Origin of the sequence: Campylobacter lari subsp. lari (genome assembly GCF_013372185.1) — a bacterium.
GTDB classification, from domain to species: domain Bacteria; phylum Campylobacterota; class Campylobacteria; order Campylobacterales; family Campylobacteraceae; genus Campylobacter_D; species Campylobacter_D lari.
Genome location: NZ_CP053830.1, coordinates 1 through 24,740, shown reverse-complemented (window position 1 = coordinate 24,740; position 24,740 = coordinate 1). Strand labels below are relative to the sequence as shown.

The following is a 24,740-nucleotide window of genomic DNA, read 5'->3' as shown; positions in this document are numbered from 1 at the left end:
CCTTATTTAAATGTTCTTTCAAAAATTTTATCTACGTTCTTTGTATAGTAGTTATAATCAAAACAATTTCTAATATCTTCTTGGCTTAAAGACTTTTTCAAATCCTCATCAGCTAATAAAGCTAACAAAAACAAACTCTCGCCTTTTTCATTTAACGCAGGCTTGCCATTTTGCAAATCAGCCCAAACTTTCATAGCATTTCTTTGAACGATCTTATAAGCTTCTTCCCTGCTTATACCTTTAAATGGAAGTTCAAGTAACACTCTTTGAGAAAATACTAATCCTCCAGTTAAATTTAAATTTTTCATCATGTTTTCTGGATACACCAAAAGTTTTTCTATCACACCGCATAATCTTGCAAGCATAAAATCAGTCGTGATAAAAGCATCAGGCAATACAAATCTTTCAACACTAGAATGCGATATATCTCTTTCGTGCCACAATGCTACATTTTCTAAAGCTGGCATCACATAAGCTCTTATCATCCTACAAAGGCCGGTGATATTTTCACTTAATACAGGATTTCTCTTATGAGGCATAGCAGAACTTCCTTTTTGTCCTTGTGAAAAATACTCTTCAGCTTCATATACTTCTGTTCTTTGAAAATGGCGGATAGCAACAGCAATTTGCTCACAACTTGAAGCCAAAATAGCCAAAGCTGATATAACTTGAGCATAACGATCTCTTTGTATGACTTGATTTGAAACTGGTGCTGGTTTAAGATCTAAATTTTTACAAACTTCTTCTTCAAATTCAAGCGGAGCATGAGCAAAATTTCCCATAGCTCCACTGATTTTCCCATAGCTAATTGTTTCTTTTGCATGGATGATTAAATCTTTTGCATGAACTAGTGAATCATACCAAATAGCCAAAACCAAACCAAAAGTTATAGGCTCGCCATGAATTCCATGGCTTCTTCCTACCATTAAAGTATTTTTATGCTCATACGCTCTTGTTTTAATCGCTGCTAAAACTTGATCTAAGTCTTGCAAGATTAATTCTAAACTATCTTTTATTTGTAATGCAACCGCAGTATCAATACAATCTGAACTTGTCATCGCATAATGCACAAAACGACTTTCCTCGCCTAAACTTTCACTAACACTTGTTAAAAATGCGATAACATCGTGTTTGGTGGTTTTTTCTATCTCATCTATTCTTGCTATATCAAATTTTGCATTTTTTATAATTTTTTCACAATCATCATCTTTAATAAGACCAAGTTTATTCCATGCTTTCACGGCAGCTAATTCTACTTTTAACCATGCATCATATTTTGCTTGCATGTCCCATTTTTTAGCCATGATTTCTCTACTATATCTTTCAACCATTTTCAAGACCTTTTTTTATATAATTTTTATGAAAAAAATAGTTTGAATTTTATTATAAATTACCTAAGAAAGTTATTAAATGGCATATATAAAAAAGAAACTAGCAAATAATGGAAAAAAGGCATTTAGACTACTTATGGATGAGTTAAAAATTTCTATGCGTGAGGCACAAAAACTCATTGATAAAAAAAGACTATTTTGCAATGGAAATTTAGTAGAAGAAAAAAACAAATTTTTAGATGGCTTAGTGGAATTAATCGTATATGAAAATAACCCTAAAGGATTGGAAATAGTTTTTGAAAATGAAGATTTTGCCATCGTAGAAAAGCCAAGTGGAGTGCTAACTCATCCTAATGGACGCAATTGTACTTATAGTCTTTGTGATGAAATTTGGCATTTATGGGGACAAAATGCTTGCGTGGCTCATAGACTAGATAAAGAAACGAGTGGGCTTTTACTCATAGCAAAACACAAAAATGCACAAATTGAATTAAAAACCATGTTTGAAAAAAGATTAGTGCAAAAAAGCTATCTTGCTCTAGTAAAGGGAAAAACCAAAGAAGAATTTATAGTAGATAAAAGTATGGATTTAGCTAAAGACTATGATGCAGTCAAAACTAGGATGCATATTTGTGAAAATGGCAAAGAAGCTTTAACTCAATTTTACACTTTAGAATATTTTGAAAATTTAGATGTCAGTTTAATTTTAGCTAAACCTCTAACAGGCAGACAACATCAAATAAGACTACATTTGTTTCATGTGAAACATAAAATTTTAGGTGAACCTTTATATGGTTTAGAAAAAACACAAATAGAGCAAATATTAGATGGAAAAATGAGTGATATCAAAAGAGCTCACATCACAGGGGCTAAAAGACTGCTTTTACACTCTTTTAGCTTAGAATTTATATATAAAAATCAAAAATTTTTGATACAATCTCAAAAAGATGTAAAAGGTGAATTTTTAAAAAATCTACCTTAATCTTTTTCTAATTTTAAAACTTTATCAGTTTGAATTGCTATTGGAATTTTTTTAATAGCCTTACTATAATCTCTACAATAATCACAAGATTTATAAAAATCTTGAGTATAAAATTCTAAAATTCTTTCTCTATTATCATCTAAGTTTATAAAATCTCCATTAAATTCTTCAAGGCTTTTCAAACGAGATAAAGAAGATGATATAGGACACACAAATACAGCGCCATTTGGAGCCAAAGTTTTATCATTTAGACCTTCAGAAGTCATCAAACTTACACATGGCATTTGACAATTATAATAGTTTTTAATGATCTCTTCTTTACTTCTTCCGCGCTTATAAATTTTATCTATATCATACCAATGATCTGTGGTGTTGTATGAAAATGCTATATTGTTTTCTTTTAATTTTTTTAATATGCTTTCTTGCTTTAATGGAACTTTTAAATTTGGCGATTTTGTATAATCAGATATACTTATTTTTCTAGCTTTTTTTGATGATTTAAATCTTTGGATTAATTCATCTTTAAAATCTATGGTTGCATTGGTCAATATATCAAAAGTTAGAATTTTTTTCTGCTCTTCTAAATAATCTATGAGTTTTGGTAAATCTTTAAAAAGCAAAGGCTCTCCACCGATAATCCTAACTCTTCCTATGCTATCTATTTTTGATAATAAAAGATCTAAAGAATTTTTAAGCCCTTCAAAAGTGCAAGTGTATTGGTTTGATGGAGAAAAATATTGCATCAAATTATTACAAGATTCACATCTTAAAGTGCATTTTGTAGTCAAAACTAATTCTAGATATGGTATATCTATTTTATCATTTAAAACTCTTTTTTCAAAATATTTTTTAAGATAAAATTTTTTCATCATTGCAGCATAAGGAATTTTAAAAATTCTTCCAAATCCTCTTTTGCCATTTAAATAAGAAAAATACCAAGAAATATTTGCTTTTATATATCTTTTTTGAAATAATTCATTTTCTAATAATTGTTTTTTATCTATCATTATTTTTCCCCTCATTTTTTAATACATAAACAATCCCACCAAGTCCTATGATCACCACTATGCTTATAAAAATAAGCTGAGCTATATCTAAAAAAGTCATTGTTTACTCTGCCTTTCTTTAAGCTGCCCACAAGCTGCTGATATATCAAGCCCTTTGCTTTCTCTTATAGTACAAGTAACACCCTTGGCACTTAGATAATCTTGAAATTTAATGGCATTTTCAACACTTGGTCTTTTATATAAACTTCCTTCGTGTGGATTAAAAAGTATTAAATTCACTTTAGCTTTTATGCCATTTAAAAGCTTGACTAGTTCTTTTGCATGCTCTATTTTATCATTTATTCCATCAATTAAAAGGTATTCAAACATCACTCTTTTACGCTGATCTATAGGAAAATTTCTCACCGCTTCCATAATGCTTGCTATATTATAAGCTTTATTAATAGGCATTAATTCACTTCTAAGCTCATCATTTACAGCATGAAGCGAAATAGCCAAAAGCACGCCTAAATTCATTTCTCCAAGCTCTTTAATCTGTTTTGCCAAACCACTTGTACTTATAGTTTGTCTTCTAGGGCTTATAGCTAAAGCGTCATTGTCGGCTAAAATTTTGACAGCTTTTGAAACATTTTTAAGATTATCCAAAGGCTCACCCATACCCATATAAACTATATTAACTCTTCTTTCGTATGGAATTTTATTGTGTTTTTTAATCCATAAAATTTGTCCAACTATTTCTCCAGCGCTTAAATTTCTACTCAAACCACCTTTGGCAGTAAGACAAAAACTACACCCACTTTTACACCCCACTTGAGAAGAAACGCAAATGGTATATCTTGCATGTTTGATGATTTTTCCATTTTCATCTACAAGTTCTTCTTTCATAGGCAGTAAAACAGCTTCTATTTTTTTACCATCTAAAAGCTCAAAAAGATACTTAATGCTTCCATCTTTGCTTTTTTCATCTTTCACACATTTTAAAGGTGAAAAATGAAAATTTTTTTGCAAGTACACTCTAAAATCTTTTGGCAAAGACGACATTTGCAAAAAATCGTCTGCATATTTTTTATATACCCATTCAAAAATTTGCTTTGCTCTAAATTTTGGTTGGACTAAATTCTCTAATTCTTCTTTAGTAAAATCTAATATGTTTTTTAATTCACTCAATTTTTTTTTCCTATATAAGTTTTTTATCTAACAAAAAATCTTTTAACAATTCTTTTGCCTTTTGGTGATTTTTTAAAAAATCTTCATGTGCCAATTCATTACAAAAATTTGTCGCACATAAATAACAAACTCCTTCTATCTCTTGCATTTTTGCACAAGAAAGCACTGCGTATGCTTCCATATTTTCTATATGCATACCTTTTTTAAAAAACTCTTTGGCGATATTTTCATCTTTACAAATATAGTTTGAAGAATTAATCATAGTTTCATGTGAAACATTTAATCTAATCTCATTTGCTATAGGCGTATAAAAACTATCAAATAAATCTGCGTATTCTAAATTCGCTGCATTAGAACTTTCATAAATATCTAAAATTTTTCCTTCTTGGTAAATTCCACATGTACCTATAAAAATCACTCTATCTACTTTTACTTGACTTAAAATTTTACCTAAAGAAAAAGCAGAATTAACCAAACCTATACCAATACTTTGTGCAAATTTAAAATCCTCATTTCCCCCTGCACATACTATAAGATTTTTCAAAAATTAGCCTTTATAAAAAATAATTCAAATTTTATCTAATTAGCGCTTAAAATAATGCTATAATTAATATTTTTTAGATAAAATAAATTTATGATAAAAGCAAAAAAACATTTTGGACAAAATTTTTTATGTGATAAAAGCGTGGTAGATAAAATCATCCAAGCCATACCCAAAGATACTAAAAATATAGTTGAGATTGGGCCTGGCTTAGGTGATTTAACGCAAGAACTTTTGAAAATCCCACAAGCTCATATTAGAGCTTATGAGATTGATAAAGATTTGATTCCTATTTTAAATAAAAAATTTCAAAATGAGATTGAAGGTGGAAATTTTGAGCTTATCCATCAAAATGCAGGCGATGCTTTTGATCAAGGAAGTTTAAGCGATAAAGAGTACTTTTTGGTAGCAAATTTACCATATTATATTGCTACAAATTTGATTTTAAAAGCCTTAGAAGATCAAAATTGTCTTGGGCTTATAGTAATGGTGCAAAAAGAAGTGGCACAGAAATTTTGTGCAAATGAAAAAGAAAGTAATTTTTCGGCTTTAGGGGTGCTTTGTGCATTGATATGCCAAAGACAGATGCTTTTTGATATACGACCACAAAGCTTTAATCCTCCACCAAAAGTTACTTCAGCTGTAATGAAGTTAATAAAAACTACTCATTATCAGCAAAAATGCGAAAATATAGAAGCTTTTAAAGAATTTCTTAGAGCTTGTTTTCAAAATCCTAGAAAACAACTCTTATCTAATTTTAAAAATAAAAAAGAAAAAATTTTAAAAGCATTTGAAGCACTAGATATCTCTTCTACCTCAAGAGCTCATGAAATTAGCGTTGATTCATACCTTAAAATTTATGACTATTTAAAGGATGACTATGAGCGAAGAAAACAAAACTCAAGAACAAAATAAAACTAAAAGATTTAATAAATTTAAAAACAAAAGAAAAAAAGATTCACAAAATCAAGAGCAAAATAGTGAAATTAAAAATGAAACAAAAATAGAAAATACTCAAACTGGAGCTAGCGAAGAAAAAAAGAAAAAGAAAAAAAATAGAAATTTACCATCTAAATTAAGCGGTAATGAAGAATGGCAAATAGAACTTGCCAAAAGTATAGAAGCTAATAAAATCATGCACGAACTAAGACTCCACCCTTTAAAACACAACAACTCAAGCGAACATAAAATTCGTATTACGCCTTTGGGTGGGCTTGGAGAAATCGGTGGAAATATCACTGTTTTTGAAACCAACAACGATGCGATTATCGTTGATATAGGCATGAGTTTTCCAGATGGAAGCATGCATGGAGTAGATATTATCATACCTGATTTTGACTATGTAAGAAAGATTAAAAACAAAATTCGCGCCATCATCATCACTCATGCTCATGAAGATCACATTGGTGCTGTGCCGTATTTTTTCAAAGAATTTCAATTTCCTATCTACGCAACACCTTTAGCACTAGGTATGATTTCAAATAAATTTGAAGAACATGGATTAAAAGCTGAAAGAAAATGGTTTAGACCTATAACAAAAAGACAAATTTATGAAATAGGTGATTTTAATTTAGAATGGATTCACATAACCCACTCTATCATCGATGCTTGTGCTTTAGCTATTAAAACTAAAGCAGGAACCATCATACATACTGGTGATTTTAAAATAGATCAAACCCCAATTGATGGTTATCCAACGGATTTAAATCGTTTAGCTCAATATGGAGAAGAAGGCGTACTTTGTCTTTTAAGTGATAGTACAAACTCATATAAAGAAGGTTATACAAAAAGTGAAAGCTCCGTAGGGCCTACTTTTGATCAAATTTTTGCCAAAACTAAAGGCAGGGTGATTATGAGCACCTTTAGCTCTAATATCCACCGTGTATATCAAGCTATTAGCTATGGTTTAAAATATGGCAGAAAAGTGTGTGTTATAGGACGCTCTATGGAAAGAAATCTTTATACTACCATGGAACTTGGTTACATCAAACTTGATAGAAAAATTTTCATTGATGCAGATGAGGTTAGCAAATATAAAGACAACGAAGTACTAATTGTCACTACAGGAAGTCAAGGTGAGACTATGAGTGCTTTATATAGAATGGCTACAGATGAGCATAAATTTATCAAAATTAAACCTAGTGATCAAGTTATCATTTCAGCTAAAGCTATACCTGGAAATGAAGCAAATGTTTCTGCTGTGCTTGATTTTCTTTTAAAAGCAGGGGCTAAAGTAGCCTATCAAGAATTTAGCGAAATTCATGTAAGCGGACATGCTAGTATAGAAGAGCAAAAACTCATGCTAACTTTAATAAAACCTAAATTTTTCTTGCCAGTGCATGGAGAGTATAATCATATCAATAAACACAAGGAAACTGCTCTAAAATGTGGTATACCTGAAAGAAATATCTACTTAATGAGTGATGGAGATCAAGTAGAGCTTTGCCAAAAATACATCAAACGCGTAAAAACAGTTAAAACAGGAAAGGTCTTTGTAGATAATCAAATCAACAAACAAATCGCAGATGATGTAGTAATTGATAGACAAAAACTAGCAGATAGCGGTATAGTTGTCATCATTGCTCAGCTTGATAAAGCAAGTAAAACACTGATTAATAAACCAAGAGTATTTAGCTATGGCTTGGTAGCTGATAAACAAGATGGAGCATTCTCAAAAGAAATGAGTGATGTTTTAAGTCAATTTTTCCCAAATGTAAAAGATGAAATTTTAGATAATCCAAAAGTTTTAGAAGCTCAAATTAGACAAGTACTAAGAAAGCATATTTTTAGAAAAATCAAAAAATATCCAACCATAGTACCAACTATTTTTGTGATGTAAAGAAAAATTATGAGAATTAATAAATTCATCTCACACAATAGCAAATATTCTCGCCGTGAGGCTGATGAGCTAATCAAGCAAGGCTTAGTAAAAATCAATAAAAAAACAGCCTTGCTAAATGATAGTGTAAATGCTGAAGATAAAGTTTTTATCAATGGTAAAAAACTCCATAAAAAAACACAATTTTCAGTCATCATTTATCACAAACAAAAAGGTGAAATAGTTAGTAAAAAAGATGATAGAGGTAGAAAAACCATTTATCATACCCTGCCAAAACAATTTAGCACATGGCTTAGCGTTGGTAGGCTTGACTTTGCAAGTGAAGGTTTGCTTTTATTAACCGATTCTCCTGTGATTGCAGATGCGTTGACGCATAGTGATTTAGAAAGAGAATATTACTTGAAAGTAAAAGGTAATATAGATAAAAATGTCATCGAGGCTATGCAAAATGGCTTAGAAATTCAAAATGAAAAAAAAGGAGCTCACACTAAAACCAAAATAACCTCAATGAGTTTTGCCCCATTTTTAGGCTTTGAAATTTTTGGCTCAAGCGGAGGCTATACGAAGCTAAAAGTAATCATTAATGAAGGTAAAAATAGAGAACTAAGACGCTTTTTTGGGCATTTTGATTTAGAAGTGATGGATCTTAAAAGAGTAGCTTTTGGAGCATTAGATCTTGGTATGTTAAAAGCTGGCAAATATCGTTATTTGGAAAATGGCGAGTACGAAAAACTACGCGATTTTTTAAAGACAAATAATATAAAATATTAAATTCACATTATTTCCACAAAGAATTTTTATAATTTTTCAAAATATTTAAAAAAGGAAAAATTGATGAAAATTCTAACTACTCTTTTTAGTGTAATTATGGTTTTTATTGCGATAACACATGAAGAAACTCTTGCAGAAAAATTAGAAAATCAATGCCAAGATCAAAAATCTTGTATAGTAAAAGTCATGAATATGATTAATTGATACTTTAAAATTACTTAAATTAATTAAATTTTAATTTTAATCTTGTATAATTAGCAATTTAATTTATATAAATAAAGGAAAATTATGGCAAACCATAAATCTGCTGAAAAAAGAGCAAGACAAACTATAAAAAGAACTGAAAGAAATAGATTTTATAGAACAAGATTAAAAAATATAACAAAAGCAGTTCGCGAAGCAGCGGCAAATAATGACAAAGAAGCAGCGGCAAATGCATTAAAAATAGCTAATAAAAGTATTCATGCTATGGTAAGCCGTGGATTTTTGAAAAAACAAACTGCGTCACGCCGTGTGAGTAGATTAGCATTATTGGTAAATAAAATAGCTTAATTAATGCTAGCTGATAAACTCAAACCTTTTTTAACACGCTTTGATGAGTTAAATACTCTTTTAAGTGATGTTAATATTTCTAATGATATTTCTAAAATGACTGCTCTATCAAAAGAGCAAAAAAATTTAGAACCCATAGTAGAAAAAGCAAAAGAATATCTTAAAACTTTAGATGATATAGAGGAAAATAAACTCCTCTTATCTGACCCAGAACTCGGTGAATTAGCCAAAGAAGAATTAAAAAATTTAGAACTTCTTAAACCAAATTTAGAAGAAGAATTAAAAATTCTTTTATTGCCTAAAGATCCAAACGATGATAAAAATATATTTTTAGAAATTCGCGCAGGAACTGGTGGAGATGAGGCTTCTTTATTTGTTGGAGATTTAGTAAAAGCTTATATACGCTATGCTGAAAATCGTGATTATAAATATGAAATTGTAAGTTCTAGCGAGGGTAGTGTTGGTGGTTTTAAAGAAATCATCATTCTTATCAAAGGAAATGGGGCATATTCAAGATTAAAATACGAAGGTGGCACGCATAGAGTTCAAAGGGTTCCTGAAACAGAATCTCAAGGTAGAGTTCATACCTCAGCCATCACAGTAGCTATTATGCCAGAAGTTGATGATGTTGAAATTCAAATTAACCCAAATGATTTAAAAATTGATGTAATGCGCAGTAGTGGTCATGGCGGACAAAGTGTAAATACTACAGATAGTGCTGTAAGAATTACCCATATTCCAACAGGTATAGTTGTAGTAAATCAAGATGGTAAAAGTCAGCATAAAAACAAGGAAAGCGCTATGAAAGTCTTAAAAGCAAGACTTTTTGAAATGCAAGAGCAAGAACGCTTAGCTAAAGAAAGCGAGGCAAGAAAATCTCAAGTTGGAAGTGGCGATAGAAGCGAGCGCATACGCACTTATAATTTTCCTCAAAATAGAATTAGCGATCATAGAATAAATCTTACTCTATATAGACTTGATGCGATTTTAGAAGGTGGTTTATTTGATGAGATAGTAGAACCATTGATCGCTTATTACCAAGCAGAAGCTTTAAAACAAGAAAATTTATAATTTCTTGTTTTAATTATTACTTGCCAATAAAATTCTATATTGTTTTTTATCCACATTTATTAAAAGAGAAGCAAGTTTAAAAGCTCTGAATTTTTCCATTATAAAAAGATCTTTGCTATCTTTTAAAACTATAGCAACTAAATTTTTCATCACTTTATCAAGCCAAATATTTTTATATTTATCATTTGCTGAATGATACCTTCCAATAGCACTCCAACTAAAACCATGTTTTTGTATAATTTCATGAAGCAATCTTGCTGCTATGTCAATATTTACACTAGATTTTACAATCGCACTCTCACTAATTCCATAGCGTTTTAAATGAATGCTATTAATTTGCATTAAACCATAATCTCTTGTTTGATTTTTATTTTTACTGGTGATATTATGCTTATAAGCTGCATTTTCTGTTAAAGCTATGGCTTTGAGTAAAGCTGTAGGTATATTGTACTTTCTAGCCGCAGTTTTAAAGTCTTTATCATACTTATAAAAATCTTCAGGTATATAAGTATCACCTATAAAAATTTTGGTATCAAAAGCGAAAGTAAAATTAAAAAATACTACTAATAATAAAATTTTTTTTAACATTTTACTCCTTTGTAATACTTATGCTATAGCAAATTTATAAATAAAAACTATGCAAATAAGTTAATGAATTATCTAAGAATTTCTTTTATAGTAAGTTGCGGGGTGATTAATCCTCTAAAATTATTTTTAGAAACACTAGCTATAAGATCAATGCTTTCTCCAAGCTCTGGCTCATAGTCAAAATTAAAAAATAAAGCTTCTAAAGTTTTATTTCCTTGAGTTAAAATAAGCTTCATATGATTTTCATCTTTACCTAGCTTTCTTTTATTTTTTACAAAAAGCTTATCAAATTTAAAATACGGCCTTGGATTTTTATGCCCAAAAGGCTCAAAAAATTCTAATATCTCTAAAAGTTCAAAATCAACTTCATTTGGATCAATACTACCCAAAACCTCATCAGCATTGTAAAAATCATCTTTAGGGATATTTTGACAAATTTCATAAAGCTTACTTTTAAAAACACCAAATTTTTCAAGTTCTACTAAAACTCCAGCTGCACCTTTATGCCCACCATAGCTTAAAACAAATTCTTTAGCTTGTTCTATAACATTTAAAATATCTATCCTACCTACACTTCTAACGCTAGCCTTAGCCTTTTGCTCACATTCTGAAAAAACAAAGGCAGGTTTGTTAAAATGCTTTGCCAAACGACTTGCAACTATACCCAAAACACCCTCATGCCAATTTTGCCCATTGACAATAATCACAGGATCATTTTCATCAACTTGTTCTAAACACTGCTTAAAAAGCTCTCGTTCTTCATCTTTACGGCTATTATTATAAGTAATGATTTGTTCTAAATAACCCATAACCTCATCGATATTTTTAGAATGTAAAAATTTATAAGAAATAATTGCATCATCCATTCTACCTGCACTATTAATCAAAGGTGCAATTAAAAAGCTGATATTATCAAGTTCAAATTTATCCTTACCAAAATACTGCTTGATCGCTTTAAATGCCACTCGTTTAGAGTCATTAATACATTCTATACCTTTTCTAACTAAGGCTCTGTTTAAATCTCTAAGCTCCATCATATCTGCGATAATTGCGATGGATAAAAGTTCTATAAATTTACACATATTATAATTAATCTTACACACTTCTTTTATCGCAGCGACTAAATACCAAGCCACTTGAGCACCACAAATTTCAATATCAGGAAAATCACAATCTTGTTGTTTAGGATTAATGATCGCATAAGCTTTTGGTAAAGTAGCTGGAGGCATATGGTGATCGGTAATGATTAAATCAATTCCTTTTTGCAAACAAAGCTCTGCTGCTTCAAATGCTGCTATACCATTATCTACAGTGATGATTAAATCTACCCCATCAAGTTCATTGATGATTTCTTCATTTAGACCATATCCATCTTTAAAACGATTTGGAATTTTTACCACATAATCATATCCGATATCATCAAAAAATTCAGATAAAATCACACAAGAAATCACCCCATCTACATCATAATCCCCAACAATAGCAAGTTTTTGATTTTTTTCAATCGCTTCTTTGATACGCAAAGCACCCTTATAGACATCTTTTAAACAAGATGGCATAGGTAAATCACAAAGCTTTACATGTGTATCGTTGATAAAACGCTGGTGTAAAATTTCTTTTATTTTAGCTTTATTTAGCATGATTTGTTAAAGATGCCTTGATAAAAGAAAAAATAGCCGGATTAACTCTAACTAAGCGTGAAGTAAATTCAGGGTGAAACTGCACTGCTAAGAAAAATGGATGATCTTTAAGCTCCACAGCCTCAACTAAACCTTCATTTTCCCCGCTTATAATAAGCCCATTTTTTTCAAACATTTCTTTATATTTTGGATTAGCTTCATAGCGGTGGCGGTGGCGTTCTTTTACACTTTTTTGATTATCATAAACCTTACTTAAAAGTGTATTTGGCTTGATATGACACTCATAAGCTCCAAGACGCATAGTTCCACCAAGTGGAGTTTTACTTGTTCTAATTTGCTTTTCTCCACTTGCATCAATAAATTCATCAATCAAAAAGATGATAGGATTTTTACAATTTGGATTAAACTCATGAGAATTTGCATCTTCAAGTTTTAAAACATTGCGTGCAAATTCCACTAAAGAAAGCTGCATACCCAAACAAATTCCTAAAAATGGAATTTTATTTTCTCTTGCATATTGTATGGCTTTGATTTTTCCTTCTACCCCACGATAACCAAAACCACCTGCTACTAAAATCCCACTTACATCTTTAAAGCTTTCTTCGACATTTGCATTTTCTAATTTTTCACTATCAATCCATTTTAAATTTACTTTCGCATCAAGTGCTGCACCTGCATGGATAATGGCCTCTGTTAAGCTTTTATAACTTTCTTTTAAATCTACATATTTTCCTACAAAAGCGATGCTAAGTTCATTACTTGGAGCGATGACTCTTTTTACTAAAGAATCCCATTCATTCATATTTGGCTTTAAATTTTGAAGATCTAATAAACTTGCAATAGAGTTTAAAATATCTTGTTTTAAGAAATTTAGTGGAATTTGATAAATACTAGCTGCGTCCACACTTTCTATAACGCAGTTTTTTTCAACTCCGCATGAAATTGCGATTTTGTCTTTTAACTCTCTATCTAAAGATTTTTCACTTCTGCAAATGATCATGTCAGGGCTTATACCTATACGGCGTAATTCTCCCACACTATGTTGAGTTGGTTTTGTTTTAAGTTCTCCTGCTGCTTTAATAAATGGCACTAAAGTTAAGTGAATATTAATAGCGTTATATTTACCCACTTCAAGCTTTAAAGCTCTAATGGCTTCTAAAAATGGCAAGCCTTCTATATCTCCTACTGTTCCACCTATTTCAACGATTAAAATATCTTTATCAACTCCGGCCTTTTTAATGCGATCTTTTATCTCATCAACTATATGAGGGATTACTTGTATAGTTTTTCCTAAGTAATCTCCTCTTCTTTCTTTTTCTATAACACTTTGATAAACTCTACCTGTTGTGAAGTTATTATCCTGAGATAAGCTCTCATTTAAAAATCTCTCATAATGTCCTAAGTCTAAATCTGTCTCAGCTCCATCATCTGTAACAAAAACTTCCCCATGCTCTAAAGGACTCATAGTACCAGGATCTACGTTGATATAAGGATCTGCTTTTAAAATACTTACTTTTAAACCTGAATTTTTTAAAATCGTAGCTATAGAAGCTGCTGCTATACCTTTTCCTAATGAGCTTAAAACACCACCGGTTACAAAAATATACTTAGTTTGTTTTAATTTCATAAAATAACCTTAATTTCTTTTTTTGAAATTATAACGAATAAAAAATTTTATTTTTATAAACATTTGTGTAAAATTCAATTATTTTTGAAGGAATTTTTTGATGAAAATCACATTATTAAACCATACTCCACTTTCTGTATGCTCTCATGCAACAAGAACATGTTGGCAAAGTTTTGACAAAGGCGATTGTGGTGGCGAAAAAGATAAAGAATTAATCGATCGAGTGGGAAATAAATTTAAACATGCTTCAACCTTAGAGCATTTAAACTATACTTTTTATATACAAGGTATTTCAAGAGCATGCTTGCAAGAAGTCGCAAGACACCGCCATACTAGTCCTAGTGTAAAAAGCACAAGATATACTTTAAAAGAGCTAAGAAATGAAAGTGAATTTAAAGAAAATGACTTTGAAAATGCTAAAAGATACTTGGTATTAACCGGAAATGAAGTAGTAGATAATGCAAGTATCAAAGCTTTAGAAAATTTGCGTTTGATTTTGCAAAATAGTATTAGTTTAGACATAGCAAAATACTGCTTACCAGAAAGCTATAAAACAGAATTAACTTTAACGATTAATGCAAGAAGTTTGCAAAATTTTATTACTCTAAGAAGCTCAAAATCAGCCCTTTGGGAGATAAGACAACTCGCAAATGCTTTATTTGAGAACTTACCTGAGGAACATCAATTTATTTTTAAGCATTGTGTTTATCAAGAAGAAAATTCCCAAGATTGATTGGGAATTTTTACTATATTTTTTTAAGAAATTCAGTTTTTAAAACAATCACACCAAATTTATCTACTTTAGCTTCAATTTCAGTGTCTTTGTTTGTAAGTTTAATATTTTTTATAGTCGTGCCACGCTTTAAAGTAGTACTTGCACCTTTAACCTTTAAATCTTTCACAACACTTACACTATCACCTGCATTAAGCTCGGTTCCATTTGCATCTTTTGGCATATATTCTCCTTAAAATTTATAAGTATATCCTAGATATAAACCATAATTTGTTTGTTTAGGATCATAAAAGTTTGATGAATTAGCAGTGCTGAAATTTCTTGTATCATAATGAGTTTGTTCAGCTTTAAAACCAAACTCAATTTCATTTGCTTGATTTAACTCATATAAAGCACCGATTTTTGCCCCATACGTATAACCATCAAAGTCTTGAGATAATGATAATATACTTGTTTTTAAAGTCATATCCGTTCTTGCATAACCACCATATACACCTAAAACTGCTCTTGTTTTTTCAAAGATTTTTGGAGTAAAATCATAACCAAGTAAAAACTTATGTGTAGTAAATTCTCCATCAATTTTTAATCTTGTGGTATTGATTACATCACTAAATTCACTTGAATAATTATAAGCACCATAAAGTCTATGATTTTCACTCAAGCGATAACCTATTTTTAAACCAAAAACAGGAACATCACCTTCTAAATCACCATTAAATTTTTTATTATTTTTAGTATTATCAAGATCAGATTTTACCTTAGTATGGAACCATCCTGCATCAATACCTAAAAGCAAACCTGAATTTTCATCAGCTAAAGCTAAATTTGAAGTTAAAGCAACACATACAACTAAAGAAAATATTTTTAATTTCATAGTTTTCCTCCATTAATTTGTATAATAATACAAAATATTTGATTATTTTTCTAATAAAACTAAAGGAATTCTTCTTCTTGTGTCGTATTTTTCTCCGTAATATTTTGTAAGATAATTAAGAATTCTTTCCTCATCATTAGCTGGAATTTCCCATAAACCTTCAGAAGCTTGCATCCATCTAATTGCAGCAAGCCAAGCTTCTTTACTTGCACGCATATTTGTTATCAAACCTGATCCATGACAAGCAAGACAATGTGCCTCTACTAAAGGTGAATCTGAATCAATAATCAAACCTGTGTCAGGATTTACTTTAGGTTGCTCTGCTGCAAAAGATAAAGTTAATCCTATACATAAAATTAAAGCAATTTTTTTAAACATTTTTATACTCCATAAACATTTACTCTATGACAAGCATTGTTTATATATCCATTTGGATTCCATTGAGCTAAAACCATAGGCTGACTATTTCCTTCACTATCAACCGCTCTAGCCCAAATTTCATAATATCCTTTTGATGGAATTGAAATTTGAGTGCTCCATTTTTGCCATGCAAGACGGTTTAATGGTTTTTCAACTTTTGCTTTAGTCCAAGTTACACCATAATCATTACTTACATAAACTTCTTTTACTTCTAACTCACCTGCCCAAGCTTTCCCTCTAACTTCAAATTTTTTATTTGCTTTTACTTTATCGTTGTTTTTGATATTTGTTATGATAGATTTTACAGGCATAGATTCTATGATTTTCATTTCACCTTTACTTGTAAAATCACCTGGTTTTACAGGATTTACTGGAACTTTATAAGAAGTATCCATTTTTTCACCATCATGAACTTTATTTCTTACAACAATTTTTGAAAGCCATTTGCCACTTGTACTTGCAGGATATCCTCCACATACTAAACGAAGTGGATAACCATTAATCCAAGGTATATCTTTGCCCTCATATGCCCAAGCAACTAAAGTTTCTTCTTGCATAGCTTTTTTAATAGGCACACCTCTACTAATAGGAGAAGATTCTTCGCCATTTAATTTAGTATCAATTCCATAATATCCTATATAAACAGCATCATCTTTTACACCACAATCTTCTAAAATATCTTTTAGTCTAACTCCTGTCCATCTACCACAAGCAACAGCTCCATAACCCCATTGAGTCCCTTTAGTACTAGGTATAACTTCACCTCTTCCATTACCACCGCATTCTAAAGTCAATGCATAGGTATAATGTTTGAATTTTTTCTTTAGCTCATCTAGAGTATATGTTTTTGCAGTTTTTACACTTTCTCCGCCAATTTCAAGTGTCCAACCTTGTTTCATTCTTTCTTTTATTTTACTCATTTCTGGTGGAACACCATTATTTCTTACAAAGAAATTCTCAGGTTTAGTAAAATCAGAATCTAAAGCATAAATTTGTGTTTCAGCTGTCATAGGTCTTTCCCCATGATAAATCACATCTTTTTTACCTTCGATTTTAAATGTGTCCAATTCTTTAGCAAGTACTTTACTTCCTAAAAAATAATTATCAAGTGAAACGTTTGCTAAGGCACTAGCTCCTAAAAGAGTAATACCTAAATTTTTTAAAAATCCTCTACGGTCTTCTTGAGAATTTTGTTCTAAATAATCTTGCATATGTTATCCTTCAAATATAAATTTTACAAATAAAATTCTAAAACATTTTTACACAAAATAATATAAAAATAGTCTTATTTATAATGAAGTGTTTCTAAAAGTAAAGTGGTTTAATTTTTGTATTTTTAAAGTTAATATAATATTGATTTTAAGACTTATTCAATCTTAAAATCATTGTGGCACTACTAAATCAGATCTACATTCTATAACAGTATGCACATTACCACGCGGATTAAAATCACCTACTACTTTTATCCATTTTGGATCGAGTTTTTCTTTTAAAGTATTGTAAATTTCATTAATACTTGCTTCATGTGAAACATTTCTATACATAAAAGTATTGATATAAAGTTTTATGGCTTTAAGCTCTACTACTAATTTATTTGGTATATATTCAAGATAAATAGTAGCAAAATCAGGATACCCACTACGCGGACAACAACACATAAACTCAGGTAAAGTTATTTTAATCACATAATCATTTTTAGCATCATTTGGCCAAACTTCCATATTTTCAACATCAAATTCTTTTATCTCTTTTTCACCGTATCGCATTGTTTTTCCTTTATTATGATTTTTTTATCTATTATATATTTTTCCATCTCTTCATCTTCTAAAATTTCATCATAAAATGAAATTCCTATACGGTTGTAATCACCTACATTTATATCTTTGTTTATATTTTCTATAAAATTTTTAAAATCTGTATTTTTATATACTAACAAATCCAAAGTTTTTAAATCTAAATTTAATTTTTCTTTCGCTGGAATAATAATTTGAGAAGAATTTAAATCACTCACATCAAGTTTGATAAATCCTATACCAAAAGCATTATTTAATCTCCAAAGTTCATCTAAAATTTCTTCATCATACTCTAATGCTATTAAATATCCTTCATTAGCCCAACTAGAATTACTCACAGCTTGAAAATAACATTGCCTTAAATTTGAAAAATCAAGTCTAATTTTAAGTTCAAAACTATAAAGTTTATAAGAAATTTGATTTAAATTCTTAAAAAGTTCAAAAGAATCATTTTCATAATCCTTAAACGGAAAATGCACTCCGACAATATCAGGATGTATCCATTCATTTTCACCACTTTTTGCCCTAGTGCTTTTTTCATGAAAAATAGTTTTACTAAAAAGGTTAAAATTAGCATTATCGTATAAAAATTTAACAACTAAAGGGTGCAAATCTCTTTCATGAAAATGATTTTTTGTTTTTTGTTTTTCTTCTTTTTTTTGTATGTCTTCTATTTTTTTAGAATTTAACTCATGCTCACGAGCTTTTAACCAAAATTTTGTAGGACTTTTTGATGCTATTAAAAAAATAGAATTTTCTTTTTTTAAATTTGTATAAACTTTTGCCAATAAGCTATGAATAGGAGTTTTAGTTAAAGTTCCATCCTTATAACTTTGCAATTTTTTATCATAACCTTTGATTAAAGCTAAATTCCAAATTTCATTACCACTAAGTGGAAACTCACACTCACTCAAAACTTCTTTGATTAAATCCAAAAAACTATATTTCATTTATAAGCCTTAATTTGTTTTACCAACTTTTCTTTTTCATTTATATTTAAAAATGATGCATTTACAGCATTAATACAAAGTTTTTTAACCTCATCTTTACTAAGCTTAAAAGTTTCATCTAAGGCTATAAAATTTTCTAAGATATATCCACCAAAATATGCAGGATCATCTGAATTTACACAAACACAGAGATTTTGTTTTAAAAGTTTTAAAATATTATGTTCTTGCATATTTTGAAAAACTTTTAATTTTATATTTGATAAAGGACATATTGTTAGTGGAATTTGACTTTTAGCTAATTGTTTTACAAGCTCTAAGTCCTCTTGACATCTTACTCCATGATCAATTCTATTTACACCAAGCTCTAAAGCTTGTTTGATATACTCACTACTTCCTTCTTCACCCGCATGCATAACTAACAAAAAGCCTTCTTCTTTAGCTTTTTGAAATAAATTTTTAAATTTAAAAGGAGGATTGTTAAGTTCAGAACTATCAAGTCCTATGGCTTTGATTTTATCTTTATATAAACAAAGTTCATCTAAAGTTTTCAAGCCTTCTTCTTCACTTAAATGTCTTAAAATACAAGCGATTAAAAAACTTGAAATTCCAAATTCTTCTTTTGCTTTTTGCAAAGCTTGCCAAATTCCTTCTATAACATCTTTTAAAGGTATATTTCTAGCAGTATGAGTTTGAGGATCAAAGAAAATTTCAGTATGAACTACATTTTGCTCTTTGCACTTTTTCATATAAGCAAAGGTTAGATCATAAAAATCTTGCTTGGTTTGTAAGACATTTGCACCTTGATAATAAATATCTAAAAAATCTTGCAAATTCGAAAAATCATAAGCTTTTTTAATCTCATCTTCACTTTTATATTTTAAAGTGATGTTATTTCTTTTAGCTAATTCAAACATCATTTTAGGCTCTAATGAGCCTTCAATGTGTAAGTGTAATTCTACTTTTGGGATATTTTGTAAAAAAGTTTTCATTTTAAAAATCAAACATCCAAATGTTTAACATCTTTAGCATGTGCTTGTATATATTCACGGCGTGGTTCTACATCATCTCCCATGAAAAGATTAAATGTTTCATCAGCTCTTTGAGCATCTTCTATAGTAATTTTTAATAAACGACGATTATTTGGATCCATAGTAGTTTCCCAAAGTTGATCAGGATTCATTTCACCAAGACCTTTATAACGCTGTATATAAGCACCTTTTTTAGCATTTTTTTCAACATCATCTAAAATTTCTAAAATATCTTTATCAAATTTCAAATCCCTATCTTTAATTTTTTGATAAATATAATTTGCTTCTTCGTATAAAGGATTTGTAAATAAATCATCATTTATTATAAGCTCTTCTAAACCATTTTCAGTTTGCACATAAAGACGAATTTCACTTTCATTGATATATGAATTTAAGATATTGTGATTTTGTTTTTCTAAAAATTCTTTTACCACTTTAAATAATTCTTCATTAGAAGCTTTAATAAAATCAGGATTTTCTATCAAATATCTAATCACTGAAATTACATTAAATCTTTTTTCTAATTCTTTTAAAACATTTTTATAAGCAGCAACTATTTTTAAAAAATCTTTTAAATCATTTAAGCCTATGCCTTCATAATTTGAACTTTCTATACCAGTTTCTATTAGATAATCATTTAAAGCTTTTTCATCTTTTAAATAAATTTCTTTTTTTTGTCCTTTTTTATAGCGGTATAAAGGTGGTTGAGCTAGATAAATATGTCCATTTGCTACAAGTTCATTCATAAAACGGAAGAAAAATGTTAAAAGCAAAGTTTGTATATGAGAACCATCTACATCAGCATCGGTCATGATGATGATTTTATGATATCTTAATTTTTCTATATCAAATTCATCTCCTATTCCACAACCAAAAGCTGTGATCATATTTTGAATTTGTTCGCTTTTTAAAATTTTATCAAGTCTTGCTTTTTCAACATTAAGTATTTTTCCTCTTAAAGGTAAAATAGCTTGAAAAGTTCTTTCTCTACCTTGTTTTGCTGAACCTCCAGCACTATCACCCTCAACTAAATAAATTTCGCTCTCACTTGGATCTTTACTTTGACAATCAGCTAATTTTCCAGGTAAAGTTCCTACACTTGAAGTTTCTTTTTTTCTTGTTAATTCTCTTGCTTTTTTCGCAGCTTCTCTACCACGAGCAGCCATTAAAGCTTTATTCATTATAGCTTTTGCTTCTATAGGATTTTCTTCAAAATATTTTGTTAAATATTCAAAAGAAGCCTTAGAAACTATAGGACGAACATAGCTTGAGCCTAATTTTCCTTTGGTTTGTCCTTCAAATTGAGGTTCAGGAACTTTTACACTAACAACAGCTATCAAACCTTCTCTTACATCTTCACCTGTGATTTTAGAATCTTTTTCTCTAGCACTAGCATTTGCTTCTATATAATTACTTATTACTCTTGTAAGACCCATTCTAAAACCAGCTTCGTGAGTTCCACCATCTGGAGTTTTAATATTGTTTACAAAAGAAAGTAAATTTTCACTATAACTATCATTGTAAAGTAAAGCAACTTCTACATTTACATCTTCTTCATCTACATTAAAAAATATAGCCTTAGTTAAAGCTTGTTTTTTATTTAAGTCTGTTACAAATTGACTTATACCACCTTCAAAATGAAAACTTTCTGCTTTTCCTATGCGATTGTCTTTAAAATTTATAGTTATTTTTGGGTTTAAATATGCAAGTTCTCTAAATCTTTTTGCTAAAATTTCATAATCAAAATTAGTTATTTCAAATATTTGATCATCTGGCCAAAATTCTATAATAGTCCCTGTTTTTTTACTAGTTCCTATGGTTTCAAAATCACTTGTTACTTTTCCTTCTGAAAATTCTTGTCTATAAATTTCACCATCTCTATGCACTGTAGCAACTAATTTTTTTGATAAAGCATTAACAACACTTACACCAACCCCGTGTAAACCACCACTAACTTTATAAGTATCTTTATCAAATTTACCACCTGCGTGTAAAACGGTTAAAACAACGGTTAAAGTAGGCATATTTTCAGTAGGATGCATTCCAACAGGAATTCCTCTACCATTATCACTAACTATACAAGAACCCTCAGTGGTAATTTCTACATTTATAGTATCACAAAAACCTGCCATAGCTTCATCTATAGAATTATCAACTACTTCATAAATCATATGATGAAGCCCACCTATGTTTGTATCTCCTATATACATACCTGGGCGTTTTCTAACAGCTTCTAAGCCTTTTAAAACCTTTATATTTCCAGCATTATAATTTTGATTTTCTTGCATTTATATTCCTTATAAAATTACTGGCATAATAACAGTTTGTAATTCTTCACTTGAAACTAAAAATGCCATGTGAGGTTCATTTATACTAAGTTTAAATGTTTCACTTTCTATAGAATTTAAAAAGTCTGTAATGAATTTATTTTTTATGCAAAGATTAAATTCTTCATCTACATTAAGTTCCATTTCAAGTTCAGTTTTTGCTTCCATATTATCTAAGCTAATACCTTCAAACACAAGTTTATCTTTGTGAAAAATTAATTTCATTTTTTCAGTAATTACATTGATTTTTTTCAATGCATCTTGAAAATCTTCAGTTTTAAAAATAAATTCTTTTGTGATATTTTTTGGGATAACTCTTTCATAATCAGGGAATTTATCATTAATAAGTTTTGTAAAAAATTCAAAATTATCATTTTTTGCTATAAGCATATTTTCATCATAATAAATTTCTATTTTTTCAAAAAATATTTTTTGCATTTCTAAAATAGCTTTTTTAGGAATACAAAGATTAAATTCTTTCTCACTTGTTTTATTTAAAGTAAAAACAGCTAAACGTTTTGTATCTGTTCCTACAAAATTAATATGTGTTGTTTTTATATCAAGTAATGCACCATTTAGTGAATATTTTGGATTATTTGTATCTACTGCTGGTAAGATTTTTTTCAAAGATCTACTTAAATCACTTGAGTCAATATCAAATTTATCTTTTCCTTCAGTGCTTGGGAAATTTGGAAAATCTTCATAATTAAACATAGGAAGTTTATATTTGGTTCCTTTTTGTCTAATAAAAAGGAAATTTTCTATAGTTTCTAAAATAACATCTTCATTATTTAAGCTTTTGATAATATCTAATATACTTTTTGCATTAGCTGTTGCAAATCCTGAATTTTCTACTTTAATTTTTTTAATTTTATAATTAATTCCTATTTCATAATCGCTTGCTCTTATAATTAATTTATCATCAACTACTTCAAAAAGTAAATGTGAAGCTATATTACTAGAGTCTTTTTTATCAACATAAGAATTTGTTAAAACTATAGCTGATTCAAGAGTGTTTTTATTTACGCTAATTTTCATTTTTATTTCCTTTATTTTTTAAATTTATTTTATCATAATAATAGGCAATGTGAAAATGTGAAATGCTTTTTAAAAGTCTTTTTTTATAGAAATTTTACTTGTAGAATAAAATTTTTTGTTTTTCACTTTTATTCACAGGGTGCTTTTTATTTTTGTCAAAATTTTATTTCTTAATTCTTCTACTATGGCTTTTAAGTTTTCATTTTCACTCATTAGTTCTTGAATTTTTTTAATATTATGTGAAATGGCGGTGTGATCTTTCATATTAAAAAATCTAGCAAGTTGAGGCATAGACATAGTCGTTAGCTCTCTTGCTAAAAATATCACAACCCTTCTTGCCATAACGATATTTTGTGTTTTTTTATTTGATTTTATATCATTAGGTTTAAGATTATAGCTTTTTGAAACATCAGCAAGTATATCTTCAACACTGATATTTTCTTTTGTTTCTTTAATGTGATCTTTCATAAAGCTTTTAACGATTTCTAAAGTAATTTCTTGATTAAAAAGTCTTGCTTGAGCATTTAAGTTAGTGATCATACCTTCGATTTCTCGGATATTATCTCCCATTGAAGTAGCGATATAACTTATGACTTCAGGTTTGAGATAAATAGCATTAAATTCGCATTTTTTCTTAATAATTGCGATTTTTGTATCAAGTTGAGGTGGAGTGATATCTGCGATAATTCCATTTGCAAAACGACTTTTTAAGCGTTCTGTTATGCCTTTTAGCATATTTGGGGGATTATCGCTTGTCATGATGATTTGTCCAAATTTTTCTTTGATTTCATTAAAAGTGAAGAAAAATTCTTCTTGGATTTTATCAGTCTTACCTAAAAATTGCACATCATCGATAAGTAAAACATCACAATTTTTATATTTTTCATGGAATTTACTCATGGTTTTGTTATTTAAATGCATGGTAAAATCATTGATAAAATTATCACTTGTAGCATAAATAACCTTATATCCATTATCTAAGCATACATTTCCAACAGCTTGAAGCAAGTGAGTTTTTCCAAGTCCTGTAGGGCCATAGATAAAGATAGGATTATATAATTTTCCAAGTTTGCTTTTATCGGTTATGGCTTTGCAAGTTGCATAGGCAAATTGATTAGAATCTCCTACAACAAAGCTTTCAAAAGTAAAAGAAGGATTTAAAATAGTACTTTGAAATTTAATTTGTGAAATATCTGTAGAAAAATGTTTTTTCTCTATTTTTTGATTATTTGTGATGATTTTAACTTGAGGATTAATTCCTGTTTTTACTTCATAAAAATAAGCTAATTTTTGTGCGTATTTTGTTTGTATAAATTTAGCTAAAAAATGATTTGGTGCTATAAATACTAAGATATTATTTTTACTTAACTTTTCACTAAATTGTAAGTGAGAAATGTAAGTATTGTATTCGTTATTGCTAATTTCAGTTTTAAACTCAAGTAAAAAATCTTTTATATTCAT

The 24,740-nt window shown here is 29.3% G+C and carries 26 protein-coding genes; 8 read left to right on the top strand and 18 right to left on the bottom strand.

The window, feature by feature from the left end; genetic code table 11:
* Positions 1–2: 2 nt before the first annotated feature.
* Entirely contained in the window at positions 3–1,331 is a 1,329-nt protein-coding gene (gene purB, locus CLLT_RS00125; RefSeq protein ID WP_070255757.1) for an adenylosuccinate lyase, read from the bottom strand.
* A gap of 79 nt (positions 1,332–1,410) precedes the next feature.
* Between purB and CLLT_RS00120 the strand changes: the two genes are divergently transcribed.
* Positions 1,411–2,313 carry an RluA family pseudouridine synthase gene (locus CLLT_RS00120; protein ID WP_070255760.1) on the top strand — a complete coding sequence of 301 codons (903 nt, stop codon included), beginning with the start codon at positions 1,411–1,413 and terminating at the stop codon, positions 2,311–2,313.
* Here CLLT_RS00120 and CLLT_RS00115 read toward each other — a convergent pair.
* The 4 genes from CLLT_RS00115 to CLLT_RS00105 are packed head-to-tail and all read right to left on the bottom strand — an operon-like array spanning position 2,310 to position 5,031.
* Entirely contained in the window at positions 2,310–3,320 is a 1,011-nt protein-coding gene (locus tag CLLT_RS00115) for a radical SAM protein (RefSeq protein WP_074692265.1), read from the bottom strand. The genes CLLT_RS00120 and CLLT_RS00115 overlap by 4 nt on opposite strands.
* A complete protein-coding gene (locus tag CLLT_RS07890; protein WP_230107697.1) occupies positions 3,310–3,420 on the bottom strand; it encodes a hypothetical protein in 111 nt (36 codons plus the stop codon). Before CLLT_RS07890 ends, CLLT_RS00115 begins: the two co-directional genes overlap by 11 nt.
* Positions 3,417–4,487, bottom strand: coding sequence for a dual-specificity RNA methyltransferase RlmN (gene rlmN, locus CLLT_RS00110; RefSeq protein ID WP_074692267.1), 1,071 nt, complete (start codon positions 4,485–4,487; stop codon positions 3,417–3,419). The genes CLLT_RS07890 and rlmN overlap by 4 nt, the downstream gene beginning before the upstream one ends.
* Before the next feature lie 10 nt (positions 4,488–4,497).
* Positions 4,498–5,031, bottom strand: coding sequence for a nucleoside phosphorylase-I family protein (locus CLLT_RS00105; protein WP_012660774.1), 534 nt, complete (start codon positions 5,029–5,031; stop codon positions 4,498–4,500).
* Positions 5,032–5,121: 90 nt separating this feature from the next.
* Between CLLT_RS00105 and rsmA the strand changes: the two genes are divergently transcribed.
* The 6 genes from rsmA to prfA all read left to right on the top strand — a co-directional run bounded on the left by rsmA (position 5,122) and on the right by prfA (position 10,261).
* The gene (gene rsmA / locus CLLT_RS00100; protein WP_074692270.1) at positions 5,122–5,943 is read left to right on the top strand and encodes a 16S rRNA (adenine(1518)-N(6)/adenine(1519)-N(6))-dimethyltransferase RsmA; all 822 of its coding nucleotides are present in this window, start codon (positions 5,122–5,124) and stop codon (positions 5,941–5,943) included.
* Positions 5,909–7,867: a ribonuclease J gene (locus CLLT_RS00095; RefSeq protein WP_012660772.1), complete on the top strand. Its 1,959-nt coding sequence runs from the start codon at positions 5,909–5,911 to the stop codon at positions 7,865–7,867. Before rsmA ends, CLLT_RS00095 begins: the two co-directional genes overlap by 35 nt.
* Positions 7,868–7,876: 9 nt before the next feature.
* Positions 7,877–8,638: a pseudouridine synthase gene (locus CLLT_RS00090; RefSeq protein WP_074692273.1), complete on the top strand. Its 762-nt coding sequence runs from the start codon at positions 7,877–7,879 to the stop codon at positions 8,636–8,638.
* 63 nt (positions 8,639–8,701) lie between these two features.
* Positions 8,702–8,842 carry a hypothetical protein gene (locus CLLT_RS00085; protein ID WP_153801289.1) on the top strand — a complete coding sequence of 47 codons (141 nt, stop codon included), beginning with the start codon at positions 8,702–8,704 and terminating at the stop codon, positions 8,840–8,842.
* Between the two features lie 84 nt (positions 8,843–8,926).
* Positions 8,927–9,190: a 30S ribosomal protein S20 gene (rpsT, locus tag CLLT_RS00080; protein ID WP_012660770.1), complete on the top strand. Its 264-nt coding sequence runs from the start codon at positions 8,927–8,929 to the stop codon at positions 9,188–9,190.
* 3 nt (positions 9,191–9,193) lie between these two features.
* Positions 9,194–10,261, top strand: a complete 1,068-nt coding sequence (prfA, locus tag CLLT_RS00075) for a peptide chain release factor 1 (protein WP_012660769.1) — start codon at positions 9,194–9,196, stop codon at positions 10,259–10,261.
* 9 nt (positions 10,262–10,270) lie between these two features.
* On the opposite strand, the gene CLLT_RS00070 is transcribed toward prfA, so the two are convergent.
* From CLLT_RS00070 to pyrG, 3 genes are all read right to left on the bottom strand, one after another.
* A complete protein-coding gene (locus CLLT_RS00070) occupies positions 10,271–10,849 on the bottom strand; it encodes a lytic transglycosylase domain-containing protein (protein ID WP_012660768.1) in 579 nt (192 codons plus the stop codon).
* Positions 10,850–10,917: 68 nt separating this feature from the next.
* The gene (gene recJ / locus CLLT_RS00065) at positions 10,918–12,489 is read right to left on the bottom strand and encodes a single-stranded-DNA-specific exonuclease RecJ (protein WP_074692275.1); all 1,572 of its coding nucleotides are present in this window, start codon (positions 12,487–12,489) and stop codon (positions 10,918–10,920) included.
* On the bottom strand, positions 12,479–14,116 hold the full coding sequence (gene pyrG / locus CLLT_RS00060; RefSeq protein WP_039627637.1) for a CTP synthase: 1,638 nt from the start codon (positions 14,114–14,116) through the stop codon (positions 12,479–12,481). Before pyrG ends, recJ begins: the two co-directional genes overlap by 11 nt.
* Before the next feature lie 100 nt (positions 14,117–14,216).
* On the opposite strand from pyrG, the gene thyX reads away from it, so the two are divergent.
* Positions 14,217–14,849, top strand: coding sequence for an FAD-dependent thymidylate synthase (gene thyX, locus CLLT_RS00055; protein ID WP_039617054.1), 633 nt, complete (start codon positions 14,217–14,219; stop codon positions 14,847–14,849).
* A 13-nt stretch (positions 14,850–14,862) separates the two neighbouring features.
* Here thyX and CLLT_RS00050 read toward each other — a convergent pair whose 3' ends face one another.
* The 10 genes from CLLT_RS00050 to dnaA all read right to left on the bottom strand — a co-directional run bounded on the left by CLLT_RS00050 (position 14,863) and on the right by dnaA (position 24,740).
* Positions 14,863–15,072: an alkylphosphonate utilization protein gene (locus CLLT_RS00050; protein WP_039617052.1), complete on the bottom strand. Its 210-nt coding sequence runs from the start codon at positions 15,070–15,072 to the stop codon at positions 14,863–14,865.
* A 9-nt stretch (positions 15,073–15,081) separates the two neighbouring features.
* Complete coding sequence (locus CLLT_RS00045) at positions 15,082–15,723, bottom strand: outer membrane beta-barrel protein (protein WP_115613967.1); 642 nt, start codon at positions 15,721–15,723, stop codon at positions 15,082–15,084.
* Between the two features lie 42 nt (positions 15,724–15,765).
* Positions 15,766–16,101, bottom strand: a complete 336-nt coding sequence (gene sorB, locus CLLT_RS00040; protein WP_012660762.1) for a sulfite:cytochrome c oxidoreductase monoheme cytochrome C subunit — start codon at positions 16,099–16,101, stop codon at positions 15,766–15,768.
* 2 nt (positions 16,102–16,103) lie between these two features.
* Entirely contained in the window at positions 16,104–17,354 is a 1,251-nt protein-coding gene (sorA, locus tag CLLT_RS00035; RefSeq protein WP_074692278.1) for a sulfite:cytochrome c oxidoreductase molybdopterin oxidoreductase subunit, read from the bottom strand.
* Positions 17,355–17,525: 171 nt separating this feature from the next.
* Positions 17,526–17,909, bottom strand: coding sequence for a preQ(1) synthase (queF, locus tag CLLT_RS00030; RefSeq protein WP_012660760.1), 384 nt, complete (start codon positions 17,907–17,909; stop codon positions 17,526–17,528).
* Entirely contained in the window at positions 17,885–18,886 is a 1,002-nt protein-coding gene (locus tag CLLT_RS00025; RefSeq protein WP_070255805.1) for an HrgA protein, read from the bottom strand. Before CLLT_RS00025 ends, queF begins: the two co-directional genes overlap by 25 nt.
* Positions 18,883–19,875 carry an adenosine deaminase gene (locus CLLT_RS00020; RefSeq protein WP_012660758.1) on the bottom strand — a complete coding sequence of 331 codons (993 nt, stop codon included), beginning with the start codon at positions 19,873–19,875 and terminating at the stop codon, positions 18,883–18,885. Before CLLT_RS00020 ends, CLLT_RS00025 begins: the two co-directional genes overlap by 4 nt.
* 8 nt (positions 19,876–19,883) lie before the next feature.
* A complete protein-coding gene (gene gyrB / locus CLLT_RS00015) occupies positions 19,884–22,202 on the bottom strand; it encodes a DNA topoisomerase (ATP-hydrolyzing) subunit B (protein WP_012660757.1) in 2,319 nt (772 codons plus the stop codon).
* A 9-nt stretch (positions 22,203–22,211) separates the two neighbouring features.
* Positions 22,212–23,279 (bottom strand): DNA polymerase III subunit beta, encoded by a 1,068-nt coding sequence (gene dnaN / locus CLLT_RS00010; RefSeq protein ID WP_012660756.1) that lies wholly within the window; start codon positions 23,277–23,279, stop codon positions 22,212–22,214.
* A gap of 132 nt (positions 23,280–23,411) precedes the next feature.
* Positions 23,412–24,740, bottom strand: a complete 1,329-nt coding sequence (gene dnaA / locus CLLT_RS00005) for a chromosomal replication initiator protein DnaA (RefSeq protein WP_012660755.1) — start codon at positions 24,738–24,740, stop codon at positions 23,412–23,414.

Coding starts and splice junctions, on each gene's coding strand:
- purB (WP_070255757.1), bottom strand. CDS start 1,331: ATGGTTGAAAGATATAGTAGAGAAATCATGGCTAAAAAATGGGACATG.
- CLLT_RS00120 (WP_070255760.1), top strand. CDS start 1,411: ATGGCATATATAAAAAAGAAACTAGCAAATAATGGAAAAAAGGCATTT.
- CLLT_RS00115 (WP_074692265.1), bottom strand. CDS start 3,320: ATGATAGATAAAAAACAATTATTAGAAAATGAATTATTTCAAAAAAGA.
- CLLT_RS07890 (WP_230107697.1), bottom strand. CDS start 3,420: ATGACTTTTTTAGATATAGCTCAGCTTATTTTTATAAGCATAGTGGTG.
- rsmA (WP_074692270.1), top strand. CDS start 5,122: ATGATAAAAGCAAAAAAACATTTTGGACAAAATTTTTTATGTGATAAA.
- CLLT_RS00095 (WP_012660772.1), top strand. CDS start 5,909: ATGAGCGAAGAAAACAAAACTCAAGAACAAAATAAAACTAAAAGATTT.
- CLLT_RS00090 (WP_074692273.1), top strand. CDS start 7,877: ATGAGAATTAATAAATTCATCTCACACAATAGCAAATATTCTCGCCGT.
- CLLT_RS00085 (WP_153801289.1), top strand. CDS start 8,702: ATGAAAATTCTAACTACTCTTTTTAGTGTAATTATGGTTTTTATTGCG.
- rpsT (WP_012660770.1), top strand. CDS start 8,927: ATGGCAAACCATAAATCTGCTGAAAAAAGAGCAAGACAAACTATAAAA.
- prfA (WP_012660769.1), top strand. CDS start 9,194: ATGCTAGCTGATAAACTCAAACCTTTTTTAACACGCTTTGATGAGTTA.
- CLLT_RS00070 (WP_012660768.1), bottom strand. CDS start 10,849: ATGTTAAAAAAAATTTTATTATTAGTAGTATTTTTTAATTTTACTTTC.
- recJ (WP_074692275.1), bottom strand. CDS start 12,489: ATGCTAAATAAAGCTAAAATAAAAGAAATTTTACACCAGCGTTTTATC.
- pyrG (WP_039627637.1), bottom strand. CDS start 14,116: ATGAAATTAAAACAAACTAAGTATATTTTTGTAACCGGTGGTGTTTTA.
- thyX (WP_039617054.1), top strand. CDS start 14,217: ATGAAAATCACATTATTAAACCATACTCCACTTTCTGTATGCTCTCAT.
- CLLT_RS00050 (WP_039617052.1), bottom strand. CDS start 15,072: ATGCCAAAAGATGCAAATGGAACCGAGCTTAATGCAGGTGATAGTGTA.
- CLLT_RS00045 (WP_115613967.1), bottom strand. CDS start 15,723: ATGAAATTAAAAATATTTTCTTTAGTTGTATGTGTTGCTTTAACTTCA.
- sorB (WP_012660762.1), bottom strand. CDS start 16,101: ATGTTTAAAAAAATTGCTTTAATTTTATGTATAGGATTAACTTTATCT.
- sorA (WP_074692278.1), bottom strand. CDS start 17,354: ATGCAAGATTATTTAGAACAAAATTCTCAAGAAGACCGTAGAGGATTT.
- queF (WP_012660760.1), bottom strand. CDS start 17,909: ATGCGATACGGTGAAAAAGAGATAAAAGAATTTGATGTTGAAAATATG.
- CLLT_RS00025 (WP_070255805.1), bottom strand. CDS start 18,886: ATGAAATATAGTTTTTTGGATTTAATCAAAGAAGTTTTGAGTGAGTGT.
- CLLT_RS00020 (WP_012660758.1), bottom strand. CDS start 19,875: ATGAAAACTTTTTTACAAAATATCCCAAAAGTAGAATTACACTTACAC.
- gyrB (WP_012660757.1), bottom strand. CDS start 22,202: ATGCAAGAAAATCAAAATTATAATGCTGGAAATATAAAGGTTTTAAAA.
- dnaN (WP_012660756.1), bottom strand. CDS start 23,279: ATGAAAATTAGCGTAAATAAAAACACTCTTGAATCAGCTATAGTTTTA.
- dnaA (WP_012660755.1), bottom strand. CDS start 24,740: ATGAATATAAAAGATTTTTTACTTGAGTTTAAAACTGAAATTAGCAAT.